At 67.2% G+C, this 13,652-nt stretch carries 18 protein-coding genes and 2 pseudogenes; 15 read left to right on the top strand and 5 right to left on the bottom strand.

Annotated features, from left to right (window positions below):
* Positions 1–4: 4 nt before the first annotated feature.
* Both ACH49X_RS20155 and ACH49X_RS20150 read right to left on the bottom strand, forming a co-directional pair.
* A complete protein-coding gene (locus ACH49X_RS20155; protein WP_357105353.1) occupies positions 5–1,222 on the bottom strand; it encodes an acetyl-CoA C-acetyltransferase in 1,218 nt (405 codons plus the stop codon).
* A 458-nt stretch (positions 1,223–1,680) separates the two neighbouring features.
* Positions 1,681–2,190 (bottom strand): TetR/AcrR family transcriptional regulator, encoded by a 510-nt coding sequence (locus ACH49X_RS20150; RefSeq protein WP_357205932.1) that lies wholly within the window; start codon positions 2,188–2,190, stop codon positions 1,681–1,683.
* Between the two features lie 121 nt (positions 2,191–2,311).
* Between ACH49X_RS20150 and ACH49X_RS20145 the strand changes: the two genes are divergently transcribed.
* The 12 genes and pseudogenes from ACH49X_RS20145 (at position 2,312) to ACH49X_RS20090 (ending at position 9,604) form a co-directional block, all read left to right on the top strand.
* On the top strand, positions 2,312–3,445 hold the full coding sequence (locus ACH49X_RS20145; protein WP_357105355.1) for a VOC family protein: 1,134 nt from the start codon (positions 2,312–2,314) through the stop codon (positions 3,443–3,445).
* Complete coding sequence (locus ACH49X_RS20140) at positions 3,442–4,380, top strand: fumarylacetoacetate hydrolase family protein (RefSeq protein ID WP_195081390.1); 939 nt, start codon at positions 3,442–3,444, stop codon at positions 4,378–4,380. The genes ACH49X_RS20145 and ACH49X_RS20140 overlap by 4 nt, the downstream gene beginning before the upstream one ends.
* Positions 4,377–5,015, top strand: a pseudogene (locus tag ACH49X_RS20135) (AMP-binding protein); the annotation flags it as partial. The gene ACH49X_RS20140 and the pseudogene ACH49X_RS20135, both read left to right, overlap by 4 nt.
* A gap of 23 nt (positions 5,016–5,038) precedes the next feature.
* Positions 5,039–5,305 (top strand): DoxX family protein, encoded by a 267-nt coding sequence (locus tag ACH49X_RS20130; protein WP_357205929.1) that lies wholly within the window; start codon positions 5,039–5,041, stop codon positions 5,303–5,305.
* Entirely contained in the window at positions 5,302–6,861 is a 1,560-nt protein-coding gene (locus ACH49X_RS20125; protein WP_357205926.1) for a bifunctional 3-(3-hydroxy-phenyl)propionate/3-hydroxycinnamic acid hydroxylase, read from the top strand. Before ACH49X_RS20130 ends, ACH49X_RS20125 begins: the two co-directional genes overlap by 4 nt.
* Positions 6,862–7,023: 162 nt before the next feature.
* Positions 7,024–7,176: a hypothetical protein gene (locus tag ACH49X_RS20120; protein ID WP_195081393.1), complete on the top strand. Its 153-nt coding sequence runs from the start codon at positions 7,024–7,026 to the stop codon at positions 7,174–7,176.
* A 76-nt stretch (positions 7,177–7,252) separates the two neighbouring features.
* Positions 7,253–7,399: a hypothetical protein gene (locus tag ACH49X_RS20115; protein ID WP_357205924.1), complete on the top strand. Its 147-nt coding sequence runs from the start codon at positions 7,253–7,255 to the stop codon at positions 7,397–7,399.
* A 387-nt stretch (positions 7,400–7,786) separates the two neighbouring features.
* Positions 7,787–8,335: a hypothetical protein gene (locus ACH49X_RS20110; protein ID WP_357205921.1), complete on the top strand. Its 549-nt coding sequence runs from the start codon at positions 7,787–7,789 to the stop codon at positions 8,333–8,335.
* An 86-nt stretch (positions 8,336–8,421) separates the two neighbouring features.
* Complete coding sequence (locus tag ACH49X_RS20105; RefSeq protein ID WP_195081396.1) at positions 8,422–8,574, top strand: hypothetical protein; 153 nt, start codon at positions 8,422–8,424, stop codon at positions 8,572–8,574.
* A pseudogene (locus ACH49X_RS20100) lies at positions 8,564–8,608 on the top strand (hypothetical protein); the annotation flags it as partial. The gene ACH49X_RS20105 and the pseudogene ACH49X_RS20100, both read left to right, overlap by 11 nt.
* A gap of 74 nt (positions 8,609–8,682) precedes the next feature.
* Entirely contained in the window at positions 8,683–8,820 is a 138-nt protein-coding gene (locus ACH49X_RS20095) for a hypothetical protein (RefSeq protein WP_397070481.1), read from the top strand.
* 292 nt (positions 8,821–9,112) lie between these two features.
* On the top strand, positions 9,113–9,604 hold the full coding sequence (locus ACH49X_RS20090) for an RDD family protein (RefSeq protein WP_357205918.1): 492 nt from the start codon (positions 9,113–9,115) through the stop codon (positions 9,602–9,604).
* 316 nt (positions 9,605–9,920) lie between these two features.
* Here ACH49X_RS20090 and ACH49X_RS20085 read toward each other — a convergent pair whose 3' ends face one another.
* Positions 9,921–10,292, bottom strand: a complete 372-nt coding sequence (locus ACH49X_RS20085; protein ID WP_195081397.1) for a metalloregulator ArsR/SmtB family transcription factor — start codon at positions 10,290–10,292, stop codon at positions 9,921–9,923.
* Positions 10,293–10,295: 3 nt separating this feature from the next.
* The gene (locus tag ACH49X_RS20080) at positions 10,296–11,540 is read right to left on the bottom strand and encodes an MFS transporter (RefSeq protein WP_357205915.1); all 1,245 of its coding nucleotides are present in this window, start codon (positions 11,538–11,540) and stop codon (positions 10,296–10,298) included.
* A gap of 188 nt (positions 11,541–11,728) precedes the next feature.
* Here ACH49X_RS20080 and ACH49X_RS20075 point away from each other — a divergent pair, with 188 nt between their 5' ends.
* Positions 11,729–12,058 (top strand): helix-turn-helix transcriptional regulator, encoded by a 330-nt coding sequence (locus ACH49X_RS20075; RefSeq protein WP_195081398.1) that lies wholly within the window; start codon positions 11,729–11,731, stop codon positions 12,056–12,058.
* On the top strand, positions 12,055–12,534 hold the full coding sequence (locus ACH49X_RS20070; protein ID WP_195081399.1) for an SRPBCC family protein: 480 nt from the start codon (positions 12,055–12,057) through the stop codon (positions 12,532–12,534). The genes ACH49X_RS20075 and ACH49X_RS20070 overlap by 4 nt, the downstream gene beginning before the upstream one ends.
* A 60-nt stretch (positions 12,535–12,594) precedes the next feature.
* On the opposite strand, the gene ACH49X_RS20065 is transcribed toward ACH49X_RS20070, so the two are convergent.
* The gene (locus ACH49X_RS20065; protein ID WP_357105380.1) at positions 12,595–12,954 is read right to left on the bottom strand and encodes an Rv2640c family ArsR-like transcriptional regulator; all 360 of its coding nucleotides are present in this window, start codon (positions 12,952–12,954) and stop codon (positions 12,595–12,597) included.
* 98 nt (positions 12,955–13,052) lie between these two features.
* Between ACH49X_RS20065 and ACH49X_RS20060 the strand changes: the two genes are divergently transcribed.
* Positions 13,053–13,583: an ArsI/CadI family heavy metal resistance metalloenzyme gene (locus ACH49X_RS20060; RefSeq protein WP_357105383.1), complete on the top strand. Its 531-nt coding sequence runs from the start codon at positions 13,053–13,055 to the stop codon at positions 13,581–13,583.
* The last annotated feature ends 69 nt before the right edge of the window (positions 13,584–13,652 follow it).

Genomic DNA, 13,652 nt, shown 5'->3' with positions numbered 1-13,652 from the left:
GCGGTTACGACAGGCGCTCGAGCACCATCGCCATGCCCTGGCCGCCGCCGACGCACATCGTTTCCAAGCCGATCTGCTTGTCATGGAACTGCAGGGAGTTGATCAGGGTGCTGGTGATGCGGGCGCCGGTCATGCCGAACGGGTGACCCACCGCGATGGAGCCGCCGTTGATGTTGAGCTTGTCGTAGTCGACGCCCAGCTCCCGCGCCGAGGGAATCACCTGGGCCGCGAAGGCCTCGTTGATTTCGACCAGGTCGACGTCATCGATCGTCATACCGGCCCGGGCCAGCGCCTGCTTCGACGCCTCCACCGGTCCCAGGCCCATGATCTCGGGCGACAATGCGCTGACTCCGGTCGCCACGATCCGAGCCAGCGGCGTCAGGCCGAGCTCGGCGGCCTTGACATCCGACATGATCACGACCGCGGCGGCGCCGTCGTTGAGCGGGCAGCAGTTGGCGGCCGTCACCGTCCCGTCGGGCCGGAACACCGGCTTCAGTTCGGCGACCTTCTCCAGCGTGACTCCCGGCCGCGGCCCGTCGTCCTTCGAGACGACAGTGCCGTCGGGCAAGGTGATCGCGGTGATGTCGCGCTCCCAGAACCCGTTGGCGAGGGCGGCCTCGGCGAGGTTCTGGCTGCGGACACCGAAAGCGTCCTGTTCGGCACGGCTCACATCGCACAGTTGCGCCACGTTCTCCGCGGTCTGCCCCATCGCGATATAGACGTCGGGCAGCAGATCATCGGTGCGCGGGTCGGTCCAGATCTCGCCTCCCTCGGCGAATTTCGCGGTCCGGCGCACCGCGTCGGCGAACACCGGGTTCTGGGTGCCGGGCAGGCCGTCGGCGTTGCCCTTGACGTAGCGGCTCACGGTTTCGACTCCGGCGGAGATGAAGACGTCGCCCTCGCCCGCTCGGATGGCGTGCAGCGCCATCCGGGTCGTCTGCAAACTCGATGAGCAGTACCTGTTGACCGTTGTGCCGGGCACCCGGTCCAGACCCGCCAGGATCGCCACCACCCGTGCGAGATTGAAGCCCGACTCACCGGCGGGCTGGCCGCACCCGAGCATCAAATCGTCGATCCTGTTCGGATCGAGGGCCGGCACCTTCGCCAGCGCGGCCCGCACGATCTGCGCTCCCAAGTCGTCCGGCCGGAGATCGCGTAACGAACCCTTGCCGGCGCGACCGATCGGTGACCGGGCGACAGAGACGATGACGGCTTCGGGCATGACTGCGACCTTTCAGACATTACTGAGCGCTTGTTAACCTCCGCCACGATGCTGGACGGATTGGCGGTGGTCAATACGTCACAACGAATCCGCCGTGTGACGCAGGACACATTTCGACACGCGACTCCTCGTGGACAGCACCGGAAAAGGGAGCCCCGCCTATGCGGACGACATCGGTCTCAACTGCCCGCTGCCTGGCAACATGGGACGCCGATCCCCGAACTTCGCAAGTCGGTGGCCGAAACCCGGCTGCACCCTCGAATCCCGTCCAGCTCTGTTCGTGTGCGAGGGCATCACGACGCCCCGGTCCATTACCGCGATGCCCGGCCAACTGCATGGTCATGTCGGTGTTCCCCGGGCCGGCGGCGACGTGGATAACGACGCCACGCTGCGCACACACCCGGAACGCCGTGGCACAGGCGGAAACCGCAGGCTCCCGCCGCTGACGACCGCTGAGTCTATGGATTCGAGCCGACGCGCGGCAGGTCCAATGGCGGTAGCGGGCGTCGGCAGATCTCGTGGGCTTCCTCGGAGGAGAGCCCGAACATGCGCAGCCGGTCCTCGGCCACCTGGTCGGCGGCCTCGGCGTCGTCGCGTTCGGGATGGTCGTGCGGCAGGCGTCCGAGGCGCAGGGCAGCGCCGGCGACGATGGTCATCGACAGCTCCGGGTCGCGAATGTCGAAGCGCCCGGCTTCGGCCGCGGCCTCGATGTCGCGGCGTGCGCGGGGCGCGACCCCGGCCCGAGTTCGCCAGGCTGAGGCCGTCATTGAGCAAGACCTTGCTGAGGGTGGGATGCAGGCGGTGCAGAACGATCCCATGCCGACGTCGGCGGCCTGGGTGATCTCGAGGATCTGCACGTTGATCTTGCTCTCGGCCAGGAGTGATTGCGCCGCGCCGACCAGCGCGGCGCGCGTGCGGGCCTTGCGGCGTTGCAGGCGATTGGGCTCCGACCCATTGAGCGTGGTCATCGATTCATATCTCCTGCTGGACAGGTTCCGTTCGATTCGATTTTGACGGAATCGTCAGAAACATTGACTGACGCCGCTCTCGTGAGTGACGATATCGTCAGTGCTTGGAAGGGAGTGGTCGATGAGCGGCCATCACGATGTACACAGCGGTCTGCACAGCGAGCAGGGGGCGCACGCGGGTGAGCATCCGGGCCGGGCGCGCAATCCCGTGATCAAGGTGCTGGACTTGGCGTGGCTGGAGTTCGAGAAGCCCGACCTGGACGGAGCGGAGGCTTTCGCCCACGCCTTCGGGTTCGAGACCGCCATGCGGACGGCCGACGAGCTGCAGCTGCGCGGGACCGATCCGGGCGCGCCCTGCGTGCTCATCCGGCGTGGCGTCCGCTCGCGCTTCGTCGGTCCCGCCTTTCGTGCCGCCGATTCCGCCGATCTGCTGCGACTGGCCGCCGCGACCGGTGCGCCAGCCATGCCATTGCCGGAATCTGTGGGCGGACTGACCGTCGACCTGGCCGATCCGAGCCGCTTGCGGGTGCGAGTGGTCGCCGAAACCCACGAACTGGAAGCTTTGCCGACGCAGCAGCCTCACATCTTCAACTTCGGGCACGAGGTGGCCCGGGTGAATGCCACACAGCGACCGCTACGTGCACCGGCACGCGTGCGCAGGCTCGGACACGTGGTGATCCAGTCGACGAGATACCGCGAGACCCTCGACTGGTATCTGCGGAATCTGGGCCTGATCGTCAGCGACTTCCTCTATTACCCGGGCCAGCGGGAGCGCGGTCCGGTCATGAGTTTCATTCGCTGCGACCGGGGTTCGGTACCGGTTGACCACCACACGCTCGCTCTGACGCTGGGGCCGTCGAACCGCTATGTGCACTCCGCGTATCAGGTCGCCGACCTGGACGCGCTCGCTGCCGGCGGTGAGTATCTGCGCGAACAGGGTTATCGCCGATCGTGGGGGATAGGTCGCCATATCCAGGGCAGCCAGATCTTCGACTACTGGCGCGATCCCGACGGGTTCATGGTGGAGCACTTCAGTGACGGGGACATGTTCGATTGCACCCTCCAGCCGGGCTGGGCGCCGATGAGCGCCTCCGGTCTGGCGCAGTGGGGCCCGCCCGTGACCAAGGACTTCCTCGGCATCAAGCCCGGAGCCGAATCGCTGCGCGAACTGCGCTCGATCATCGACGCGCTGCGCGAGGACAACGAATTCGATATCCGCCGCCTGCGCGGCCTGTTGAAAGTGGCCGATTCATGAGCACATCCATCCTCCGCACCGCCGACGCCTGGTGGGTGCAGACCCGCGCCGGTGCTGCTCGTATCGATACCACCGCGACGACCACGCGGGAACTGCTTGCCGATCGTGAGGCGATCGCCGCGGCTGCATCCGGCGCGGGAACCGTGACAGTGGAGAGCCTTTCGTTGATCTCCCCGGTGACCGCGCCGTGTCGGGTGGTGGCGCAGATGACGAACTTCGCTTCGCACGTGAAGGATGCGGGGATGGACCCGGAGACGGTGCCGCTGACGTTCTTCCGCAAGGCGTCCGGATCGATCAGTGGACCCCATGACGACGTCATCCGGCCCGCGCATGTGCAGCTGCTCGACTACGAGGTGGAGATCGGCCTCGTGTTCGGTCGCGAGATGCCGGTCGGCTCTGAAGTCTCGGCGGAGAACCTCGCGAACTACGTCGCGGGCCTGGTGGTTACCAATGACATCTCGGCGCGCGACGTGCAGCTGCCGAAAACGCAATTCTACGAGGCGAAGTCGTATCCGACCTTCACTCCGGTCGGCCCGGCGCTGGTGCTGCTCGACGCCGATGAGCTGAAGCGGTTCGGAGATCTGCGGCTGCGGCTGTGGGTCAATGGCGGGCTGCGGCAGGACATGACGGTCGCGGACATGATCTACCGGCCGGTCGAGACGCTGCGCGCGCTGACCCGATTCCAGCGCATGGACGCCGGGGATCTGCTGCTCACCGGGACCCCGATCGGCACCGCGCTCAGTGCCCCGCCCAAGCCGGTGGAGATCATCGGCTCGCTGCTGCCGCCGAAGGTCAAGTGGAAGATGTTCTTCCAGGGCCAGGCCAAGAACCCGAAGTACCTGAAGGACGGGGACGTGGTCGAGGCCGCGATCGGCACCGACGACGGCGCCCTCGACCTGGGCCGCCAGCGCACGGTCGTGAGGTACGCCCGATGACCGACAACACAACCCTCGAGACCTCGACCGAGGACTTGCTCTGGCCCCGGTACACCGGCCCGGAGGACCTGGCCGCCATCGAAGCGGTACCGCTCGAGGCGCGCGGCCTGCCCGAATCGACCTACGCCCTGCGCGTCCGCGCGGCGACGCGATGGCCGGAGCGCACCGCGATCACCGTGCTGCCGGATGCGGCGCGATGGCGAGAGCCATCGCAGCGCACCTACTCCGATCTGCTCGCCGACGTGCACAAGTACGCGAACCTGCGGCACGAGCTGGGCGTGCGCCGCGCCGATGCGGTCGCGCTGATCGCACCCAACTGCGCGGAGCTGATCCGGGCCACCCTCGCCGCACAGCTGGTGGGCATCGTCGCACCGATCAATGGCGGCCTGTCGCACGAGTGCGTCGCGGAGCTGCTGCACCGCTCGGGCGCTCGGGTCTTGATCGCCGCAGGTCCGGAACTCGAGCCTGACATCTGGACCGCCGCACGCGAGCTCGCGGCGCGCGGTCTGTTGGATGCCTTGCTGGTGTTGCGTCCGACGGCAGCTCCGGAGCCGCCGCCGACCCTGCCCGGCATCGGTGGCGTCCGGATCGGCTACCTCGATACCCTCGTCGCCGAGTCCTATACCTCGGGACGGCCGAGGTCGCGGCGGTCGCGTCGATGCGCGGGCGTGCGGCGCATCTCGGATACTCCACCACCGCTTGTCGCGGCATCGGCGCGGCCGAACTCCTCGCGGCCGGTGGGGTGCTGCTGGGACCGGTCCGCCCCGCGATCGGCCGGGCTGCCGGGGCCGGGCTGGTGCTGTTGATGACCGGTGCGGTCGCCGGCCATCTCCGAAACGGCGGCACAGTCGAAATCGCGCCCGCAGCCGATGCGGCTCTGGTCGCCGCGGCCTACGTGGCCACGTCGACCGGTGGATCCCGATGACTTCGCCGACAGTTCCGGTGGTGATCGTCGGAGCGGGCCCGTCCGGGCTCACCGCGGCCACGCTGCTCGCCCAATACGGCATCGAATCGCTGGTGCTCGAGCGGTGGGAGGGCGTCTACCCGCAGCCGCGCGCGGTCCATCTCGACGGTGAGATCCGGCGGATCGTGGAACGTCTGGGCATCGGGCCGGGGTTCGACGCGATCACCCGGCCCGCTTCCGGGTTGCGCCTGGTGGATCGGCGGCATCGGGTGCTGGCGCAATTCGACCGCGATCCGGCCGGGGGCCGCAACGGATTCCCCGAAGCCAACCTGTTCGACCAGCCGGAGCTGGAGGCGCTGTTGCGGGCCAATCTGGCACTGTATCCGGCCGTCTCGCTGCGCGGCGGTGTGGAAGTCACCGGGCTGGCGGTCGAGAAGGACTGTGCCCGAGTTGATTGCGAAGACCGAGCGACCGGCGCGTCCTACTCGGTGCGCGCCCGCTACGTGTTGGGTTGCGACGGCGCGAACAGCCTGGTGCGCGCCGCGATCGGCGCGCGCATGCGGGACTTGCGATTCGAGCAGCGCTGGCTGGTCGTCGACCTCGCGACCACGGTCGATCCTGGGCACTGGGGAGGCGTGCACCAGGTATGCGACCCGCGTCGAGCCGCGACATACATGCGCATCGGCGCGACCCGCCACCGCTGGGAATTCCGTTTGCAGCCAGGCGAATCCGCCGACTACTACCGTGACCTGGCTCGACTGTGGCCCCTGCTGGCCCCATGGCTGGCCGACACCGACCGCGATGGCTTGGAGCTGGTCCGGGTGGCGGAGTACACCTTCCGCGCGCAACTGGCCGACCGATGGCGTGCCGGACGTGTATTCCTGCTCGGCGATGCCGCCCACCTCACCCCGCCGTTCATCGGGCAGGGCATGGGCGCGGGCGTGCGCGATGCCGCCAACCTCAGCTGGAAGCTGGCCGGGGTGCTGCGCGGCGAGCTGCCGGAGTCGATGCTCGGCACCTACGAAACCGAGCGGAAACCGCACGCGCGCACGATGATCCGGCTGGCCAAGCTCACCGGCATGACCATGACCGAGGGCGGCGAACTGGGCAATCGACTGCGCGGCCTGCTCGCTCCGGGACTGCACCGGCTGCCCGGGCTGACCCGGACGATCATCAGCGGAGAGTCACCGCCGCTGCACCGCTCCGCGCTGGTGGCCGCACCGCCGCTGCGGCGAGGTCTGGCCGGACGGCTGGTCCCGAACGAACGGATGGCCGACGGGCGCCGGGTCGACGACCTCATCGCCGGCCGCTACGCCATCATCACGACATCCGCCCCATCACCGATGGAGGCGGTGACCGTCGAACAGCGCGGCGGTGTGGTGTTGCGGGCCGTGCCGGGCACCGCGCTGCACCGCTGGCTGCGCGGCGGGCATGCCGACGCCGTGCTCGTCCGCCCCGACGGCACCGTGCAGACCTGCGGGAGAACGGTGTCGGATCTGTACTCGTCACTGCCGAGTTTCGCGCCGAGTGCACGTCCGGCGCAGACCGGCTCGGCAACCCCGAAAGCCGCTGATTGATTCGGACACTACTCATGACGATGTCGTCAGAGTCGGTGTAAAGGTAGCGGAATCATGCGTGATGGCTACCGCTAGACCCGCTCGTCGATGTCTGGGTAGGAGGAATCCCATGTCTCGCTATCTGTTCGCTCTGGGCCGATTCGTGGCCGTCGCCGCTGGTGGATGCTGGCCGTCTGGGTCGTCCTGCTGATCGGCGCGATCACGTTCGCCGCGAGCACCGGCGGCAAGACCAACGACAACTTCACCGTCCCCGGCACCGAATATCGCCGCCGCCATGTGCGCAGGCGCACCGCGCGGAGACCGAGGAACAAGTAGCCGTTCGCCGCGACCGATCACTCGCTCTCGGCGACACTGGGCGAACTCGGCGGTCTCGAGGCGTAATGACACCTCAGTGGGGTTTTCGGCGTTCCCTCCGTCCAGCGAAGAGTTGCGGCTGCGCTGGACTCACCAGTACGCCTCGTCGGCCCCGGCGATGACGGCCTTCGCGTTCGTCGCCGTCGGCACCTACCCCGCGGTCGCGACGTTCGGGTTCGAGTAGGCCCGCCTGGCGGGCCGTCGGCGTGGGAGGCGGCTGTGTGGCCTGTTGCCGTCACCGCCGTCACGATCCAGGCCCTCTACTGTCGGGTGAGGATGACACCCAACAGCTGATCGGAGTGCGTCGGCACCGGCCACGTCGGTGGATGTCGTAAAACCATCGGATCTCGACATCCCGCGGGTTTCATCCGTAAGGGGTGATCCCTGCCCTGGGATGTGCTCATAACCTCTGGTTGAGCGCCGCGTAGAGGTGGGAGCCACTGTGCGGGTCTGCCGTGTGCGCTGACCCGTTCGACCGGCTCAGCGCGACACGGCTCGGGAGTCCCTGGCGATCTGGCCGAGTTGGTGTCGTCGACGGCAAGGCCCAGTGCACGATCTTGTTGGAGGGGCAATGACCAGAACCGATCCACAGGAATTCTCCACTCTGCTCGACACCATCGCCCAGCGCCGCAGCGCCGGCGACGGCACAGTTTCGGCGGAGTCCTCCACGCACATCCCCGAGGTCAGAGCGGCGGATGTTCCGCAGGAGGTCGAAGACGCCCTTCAACCCGCCGAGACCGGCATACTGGAGCAGTTCGGCCACACCGGCGCCGCCGCGTCCACGGATGCTCGGCGTGTCCTGGCCGGTGACATCTCACGCGAACAGTTCGAGGACCTGATCAGTCAACTGATGGACAGCGCCCAAACCCAGTTCACTCAGCTGCAGGGCTCGACCAAGGCAAAACTCCAAAGCCTCGGTCGCCAGCACCCCGACTGGCAAGCGATGATCCTCTCGGTGTTCGAAGCAGTCAGTGATCTGCAGATCGACTTGCTGACAAAGGAATTCGGATTCCTTCAATCGCTGATGTCGAACACGCCCCAGCAGGCAGGCCAGGTGAACGGATTCTTCAGCGACTTGATGCGGCGTCTCGAGGACGGGTGGAGTCAGATCGTGGGGTGATGCCGGCGGCTCGGCGTGGGCTCGAGTGCCTGTGCGGGTTCACGCCACCGCTTCGTTGTGTGACGAACGCCCAATCGAAGGAGGCAATGACCAAAGCGGAGCAAGCTCTCGAGGTGAAGCGGGACGCGGTGTCCGAAGCCTCGAACTCGGCGGAACGTACCTCGGTCGGCTGGTACAAGCTGTACAACGATCATCCTTCCGGGTGCCGGATTCGGGTTTCTCTATTTCCTGGCCTGTGAAGTCACTACCGGGTCGACGCTTGGTAAGAAGGCCCTGGGGCTGCACGTCAACGGTCGTGCCGGTGCGTCGAAACCGAGTATCAAGGACTCGGCCTGCGCAACGCGTACATGCTGCTCAACCTCGTTCCCTGCATCGGCGGAGTGCTGTGGTTCTTCGCCGCACTCGCCGCCACCGTCGGCTCGAGCCCCACCAAGCAGGGCCGGCACGACAACTTCGCCGACGGCACCCAGGTCGTCGAGGTATGACAGTTAGTAATCCGACGCCAGGTGCTCGCAGACCGGAAGGCGCCGGAATCTCACGAGATTCCTGCCACGGGCGAGGTCCTGGTCACCGTGCTGTGACGCTGAGGCCGGCCAGAAGGCGGATCAGGCCACCGGCGACTTCGGCGATGGGGTGTCGCCGGGCTCACAGCGCAGTAGTGAGCGAGTTCGGCGAGGCGGTGCCCCAAGGCTCGACGCTGTCGTTTGCACAGTTCCGCACGCGGGCCAACCTCCACATCCCTGGGGAGAGCTGCTGGGCTGCGCCACAATACATCGCGTGAACGCAACACGCCCCGGTCCTCACCAGAGCCGATCACCCGCCCAGTCGCCTGATTCCCGGCGGGTCGGCGTCCCGGATGAGGCGGGAGAGAACCGCTTGGCCCTGGCTGCGGTGACCGACGCCTTCGTTGCGCTGGTCGTGGGTTTCGCGTTGTCGCAACGTGTCTTTCATGCTTTCGACGGGGTCGCGGAGTTCCTGGGCGCGTTCATTCCGTGTGTGCTCGCGGTGTCGTTCGCCAATCACGTCCTCGGCACACTGCTGTTGCGGGGCAGTGTCGCGAAGCTGCTGTTCGGAATGCGGGTCCTCCGATGGAAGGACGGCCGACGCCCCCGGTTGTGGCAGACGGTCGCGCGCTGGCTGTTCGGATTCGTGGTGATCGGACTGCAGTACCTGCTCGAAGGCGCGAGCGTGGGCCAGGCCTGCGGGTTGCGCACAGTGCGTCGACGCGACCAGCACCACCCGGTCGGCCAGTCGGCAGCGAATCGCTGAGCGCCTGGTCTGGCGGAGGTCGATGAGGCATTGACCGCCAGCACCTCGGGAGCTCAGGTGACCGTTGGCCACAGTCGTAGGTCTTGTGGTGCCTCCGATCGCGATGCCAGCCAGCGCGGCGAGGAGAGCAGGAAGCCCGAGACCGAACAGGATGCATGGCCACCACGTCGTGGCGGCGACAACGACCTCAACCCTCTCGCCTCCCTGGTACGGAGAGTCTCAGCTTGCATGATGAGTTCGAGTACGACCTCTCGTGTCCAGCTTGATCGGCGAAGGCCATGGTATGGCGTGGTGGGCTCGGCCGTGACCGATCGGGTCAGGCGTGTGGTGGTTCGCCGGTGACGATGTGGTCGGCGAGGTTGAGTCCTTCGCGGACCAGTCGGGTGAGGTGGCCGTCGCGGACGCGGTAGATGATGCGGCGGCCTTCTCTTCGGGTGTCGACCAGGCCGGTGAAGCGGAGTTTGGCGAGGTGTTGGCTGACCGCGGTGCGGGAGGCGCCGACTGCTTCGGTGAGGGCGGTGACGTCGGCTTCGCCGTCGGCGAGGATCCACAGGATGTGCAGCCGGGTGGGGTCCGACAGCATACGGAAGGCGCCGGTCGCGGCGTCCAGACGCGGTTGGTCGGGGGTGATCGGGTGAAGGAGGCTGGGCACGGGAGGGTCAGCGGCCGGATTCGGAGGCCCTGCCATCGTTCACCGCCTTCCTGCTGGCACCGCCTCCGGTTCGGTCGGCGTGGTCGCGGTCCAGACGCGGGCGGCTGTGGTTGCTGCAAGTGTAGCGATGGCGGCCAGGGTCAGTGCGGCGGTGAGCTGGCCCGCTCCGGCGCCGACCCATCCCGCGACGGGGTAGGTGAGCAGGAAGCAGGCATGGGAGAGGGAGAACTGGGCGGTGAAGACCGCTGTGCGGTTCTCCGGTGTCGATTCCGCGCGTAGCAGACGCGCGGACGGTGTGTTGATCATCGAGGTGCCCGCGCCGAGCGCTGTCCACGCCACGACCAGCAGCAGCCAACCCGGCCCGGGGTAAGGATCAACCGCGGTGATCGCGGCCGCGGATAGCAGCCCCACCGGCAGCGCAGCGCTGCCGGTGAGCATCATGCGGCGGTCGCTGAAGCGTGACAGCAGCCGCGGCATGGTGAGAGCGATGAGCATCGAGCCGCCGCCGTAGCAGGCCAGGGCGAAGGCGACACCGGCGGCGGAGCCGTGCAGCAGGTCCTGAACGTAGATCACGGTGTTGACCACGACCAGCGCGGTGGCCGCGGCGACGGCCAGGTTCATGGCCAGCAGGCCGCGTAGCACGGGCCGACCGACCATGACTCGGGCGCCGCTGGTGATCCGCTCGATCAGCGGCACGGATCGGTCACCGGGTACCAGGCGCGGCAAGGGGGTCCTCACCACCAGCACGGCGGAGGCGACGAACCCGGCGGCGGTGCCGACGAACAGCAGGTTGTAGTCGATCAGCGTCAGCAACGCGGCGGCCATCATCGGGCTCAGCAATGATTCCAGGTCGTAGGCCAGCCGCGACAGCGACAACCCGCGGGTGTAGTCGTCCTCGTCCACCAGCACCGACGGGATCACTGCCTGAAAGGCGGGCGTGAACGTCGCCGAGGCGGCTTGCAGCACGAAGATCAGCAGATAGATCTGCCACACCTCGGTGACGAAAGGCAGCGTCACGGCGATCACCGCCCGGACCGCGTCCGCGGAGACCAGCAGCACCCGGCGTGGCACTCGATCGGTAACCGCCGCAATCACCGGCGCGACGAAGACGTAGGCGACCATCTTGATCGCCAGCGCGGTACCCAGCACCGCCCCGGCATCGCTACCGGCCAAATCGTAGGCCAGCAGCCCCAATGCCACCGTCAGCAAACCGGTCCCGACCAACGCCACCACCTGCGCGGCGAACAAACGCCGGAACCGGCGATGCCGCAATACCTCGATCACCCCTGACCTCCCCGAACTCTCCGACTAAGGGCGACGTTACGCCAATAGGTGCGCAGATGCGAACCTATTGACGAGTAGGGCGCCGCGGGCGGTCACGCCTGCGGCTGGTGATCACCGACCGGAAAACCCCGTAAAAATCCGCCCCGCAACCCTTGTGGAACCGTATCTGAAAGCGCACGCTTACGTACGTGGCTGCTTTCAGAGATGCGGATCTGACCATCCTCGGCGACCCCATGCGGCAGGCGATCTTCGAACGACTCGCCCGGCGGCCGTCGTCGGTCGGTGAGCTGGCGGAATCGTTGCCGATCACCCGTCAAGCCGTTTCCCAGCATCTGCGGGTGCTCAAGGACGGGGGACTGGTGGTGGCCACACCGCAGGGCACGCGACGCATCTACCAGATCAATCCGGACGGACTCGCCGCGATCCAGGCGTACTTCCAGCGGATCTGGGACGACGCGCTGACCAGTTTCCAGAAGGCCGTGGACGCCGCGGCCGACCCCGAACAGGAGAGCTCATGACCACGACCCTTCCCACCCTGCAAGGCAAAGCCAGTGTCGCGATGCCGATCGAGAAGGCATTCGCCTTCTTCACACAATCCTTCGGCAGCTGGTGGCCGGCCGCCTACCACATCGGACAAACCGAAATGGCCGACGCGATCCTCGAACCCGGCGTCGGCGGCCGCTGGTACGAGCGCGGCGTCGACGGCACCGAATGCGACTGGGGCCGCGTACTCACCTGGGAACCACCCCAGCGCCTCGTGGTGACCTGGCAGATCAACGGCCACTGGCAATACGACCCCGACCCCGATCACGCCAGCGAAATCGAAATCCGCTTCACCGCAGAAGGACCCAACCACACCAACGTCGAACTCGAACACCGCCACCTCGACCGCCTCGTGGAGGGCAAAGCCATCCGCGACACCATCGCCGAACAAGGCGGCGGGTGGGGGACCCTGCTGGAGTTGTTCGCCAAAACCGCCGAAGCGCAAGGCTGACCGATCAACGGTGCGACCCGCCCCGACGCCTCGCTCACCGTGGCGGGCCGCACTTGTCGTTCAGCGGCAGCAGTTGGGGTCCAGCACCACACACAGCGCTGCCAGGGCATCGCGGCGGGCGCGGTGGAAGGTGTTCATACCGCGCCGTTCGGACTCCACGAGCCCGGCCTTGCGCAACTGGCCGAGGTGATGGCTGACCGTCGACTCCGACAAGCCCACCGCCGTGGCGAGGTCGCCGCTGTTCTCCTCGCCGGCGGCGCTGGTCAGCAGCAGGGACAGCAGCTTCACCCGCACCGGGTCGGCGATCGCCTTCAACCGCAGCGCCACTGCCAGCGCGGCGGCGTCGTCGACCGGCCCCGCCGCGACCGGCGCGCAGCAGACCGGGGCGGACATATCGATCATGGGCAGCGTCTTGGGCATGCGATCGACTCTACCCAGTCCATTGACATATGTCGAAAAGGTGGCAGACTCGGCACCGAACCGGTTCTTCGATATATGTCACACAAGTGGAGGTAGTCATGTCCCGCATCCAACTCGCCCTGAACGTCGACGACATCGACCAGGCCGTGGCGTTCTACTCGACCCTGTTCGCGACGGAGCCCGCCAAACGCAAGCCTGGTTACGCCAACTTCGCCGTCACCGATCCACCGCTGAAACTGGTGCTGATCGAGAATCCCGGCCACGGCGGCAGCGTCAACCACCTCGGCGTCGAGGTCGAAACCTCCGAGAAGGTGCACGCCGAGATCGCCCGCCTGTCCGAAGCCGGGTTGTTCACCGAAGAACAGCTCGCCACAACCTGTTGCTTCGCCACCCAGCACAAGGTCTGGATCACCGCACCGGACAAGGAGCGCTGGGAGGTCTACACCGTCCTGGCCGACAGCGAAACCTTCGGTACGGCGCCCGAACTCACCGGCACGGCCACACCGTCGGACGCCGAGGCGGTCCAGGCGTGCTGCGGCACCGCCGAGGAAGCCGCGGCCGAGGGCGCGTGCTGCACCCCGGCGGCGAAGAAGGAAGCGATCGCCTCGGGTGCCACCTGCTGCAGCTGATCCTTGGCGCGGCGGCTGCCGGGGAGTTCACCAGGTGTTCGCTTGCCCACGGTTTCGATATCCATCAAT

It is taken from the genome of Nocardia sp. NPDC019323 (assembly GCF_044389845.1).
Classification (GTDB): domain Bacteria; phylum Actinomycetota; class Actinomycetes; order Mycobacteriales; family Mycobacteriaceae; genus Nocardia; species Nocardia implantans.
The sequence above is the reverse complement of the archived record's forward strand: the minus strand, read 5'-3'. Positions and strand labels throughout refer to the sequence as shown.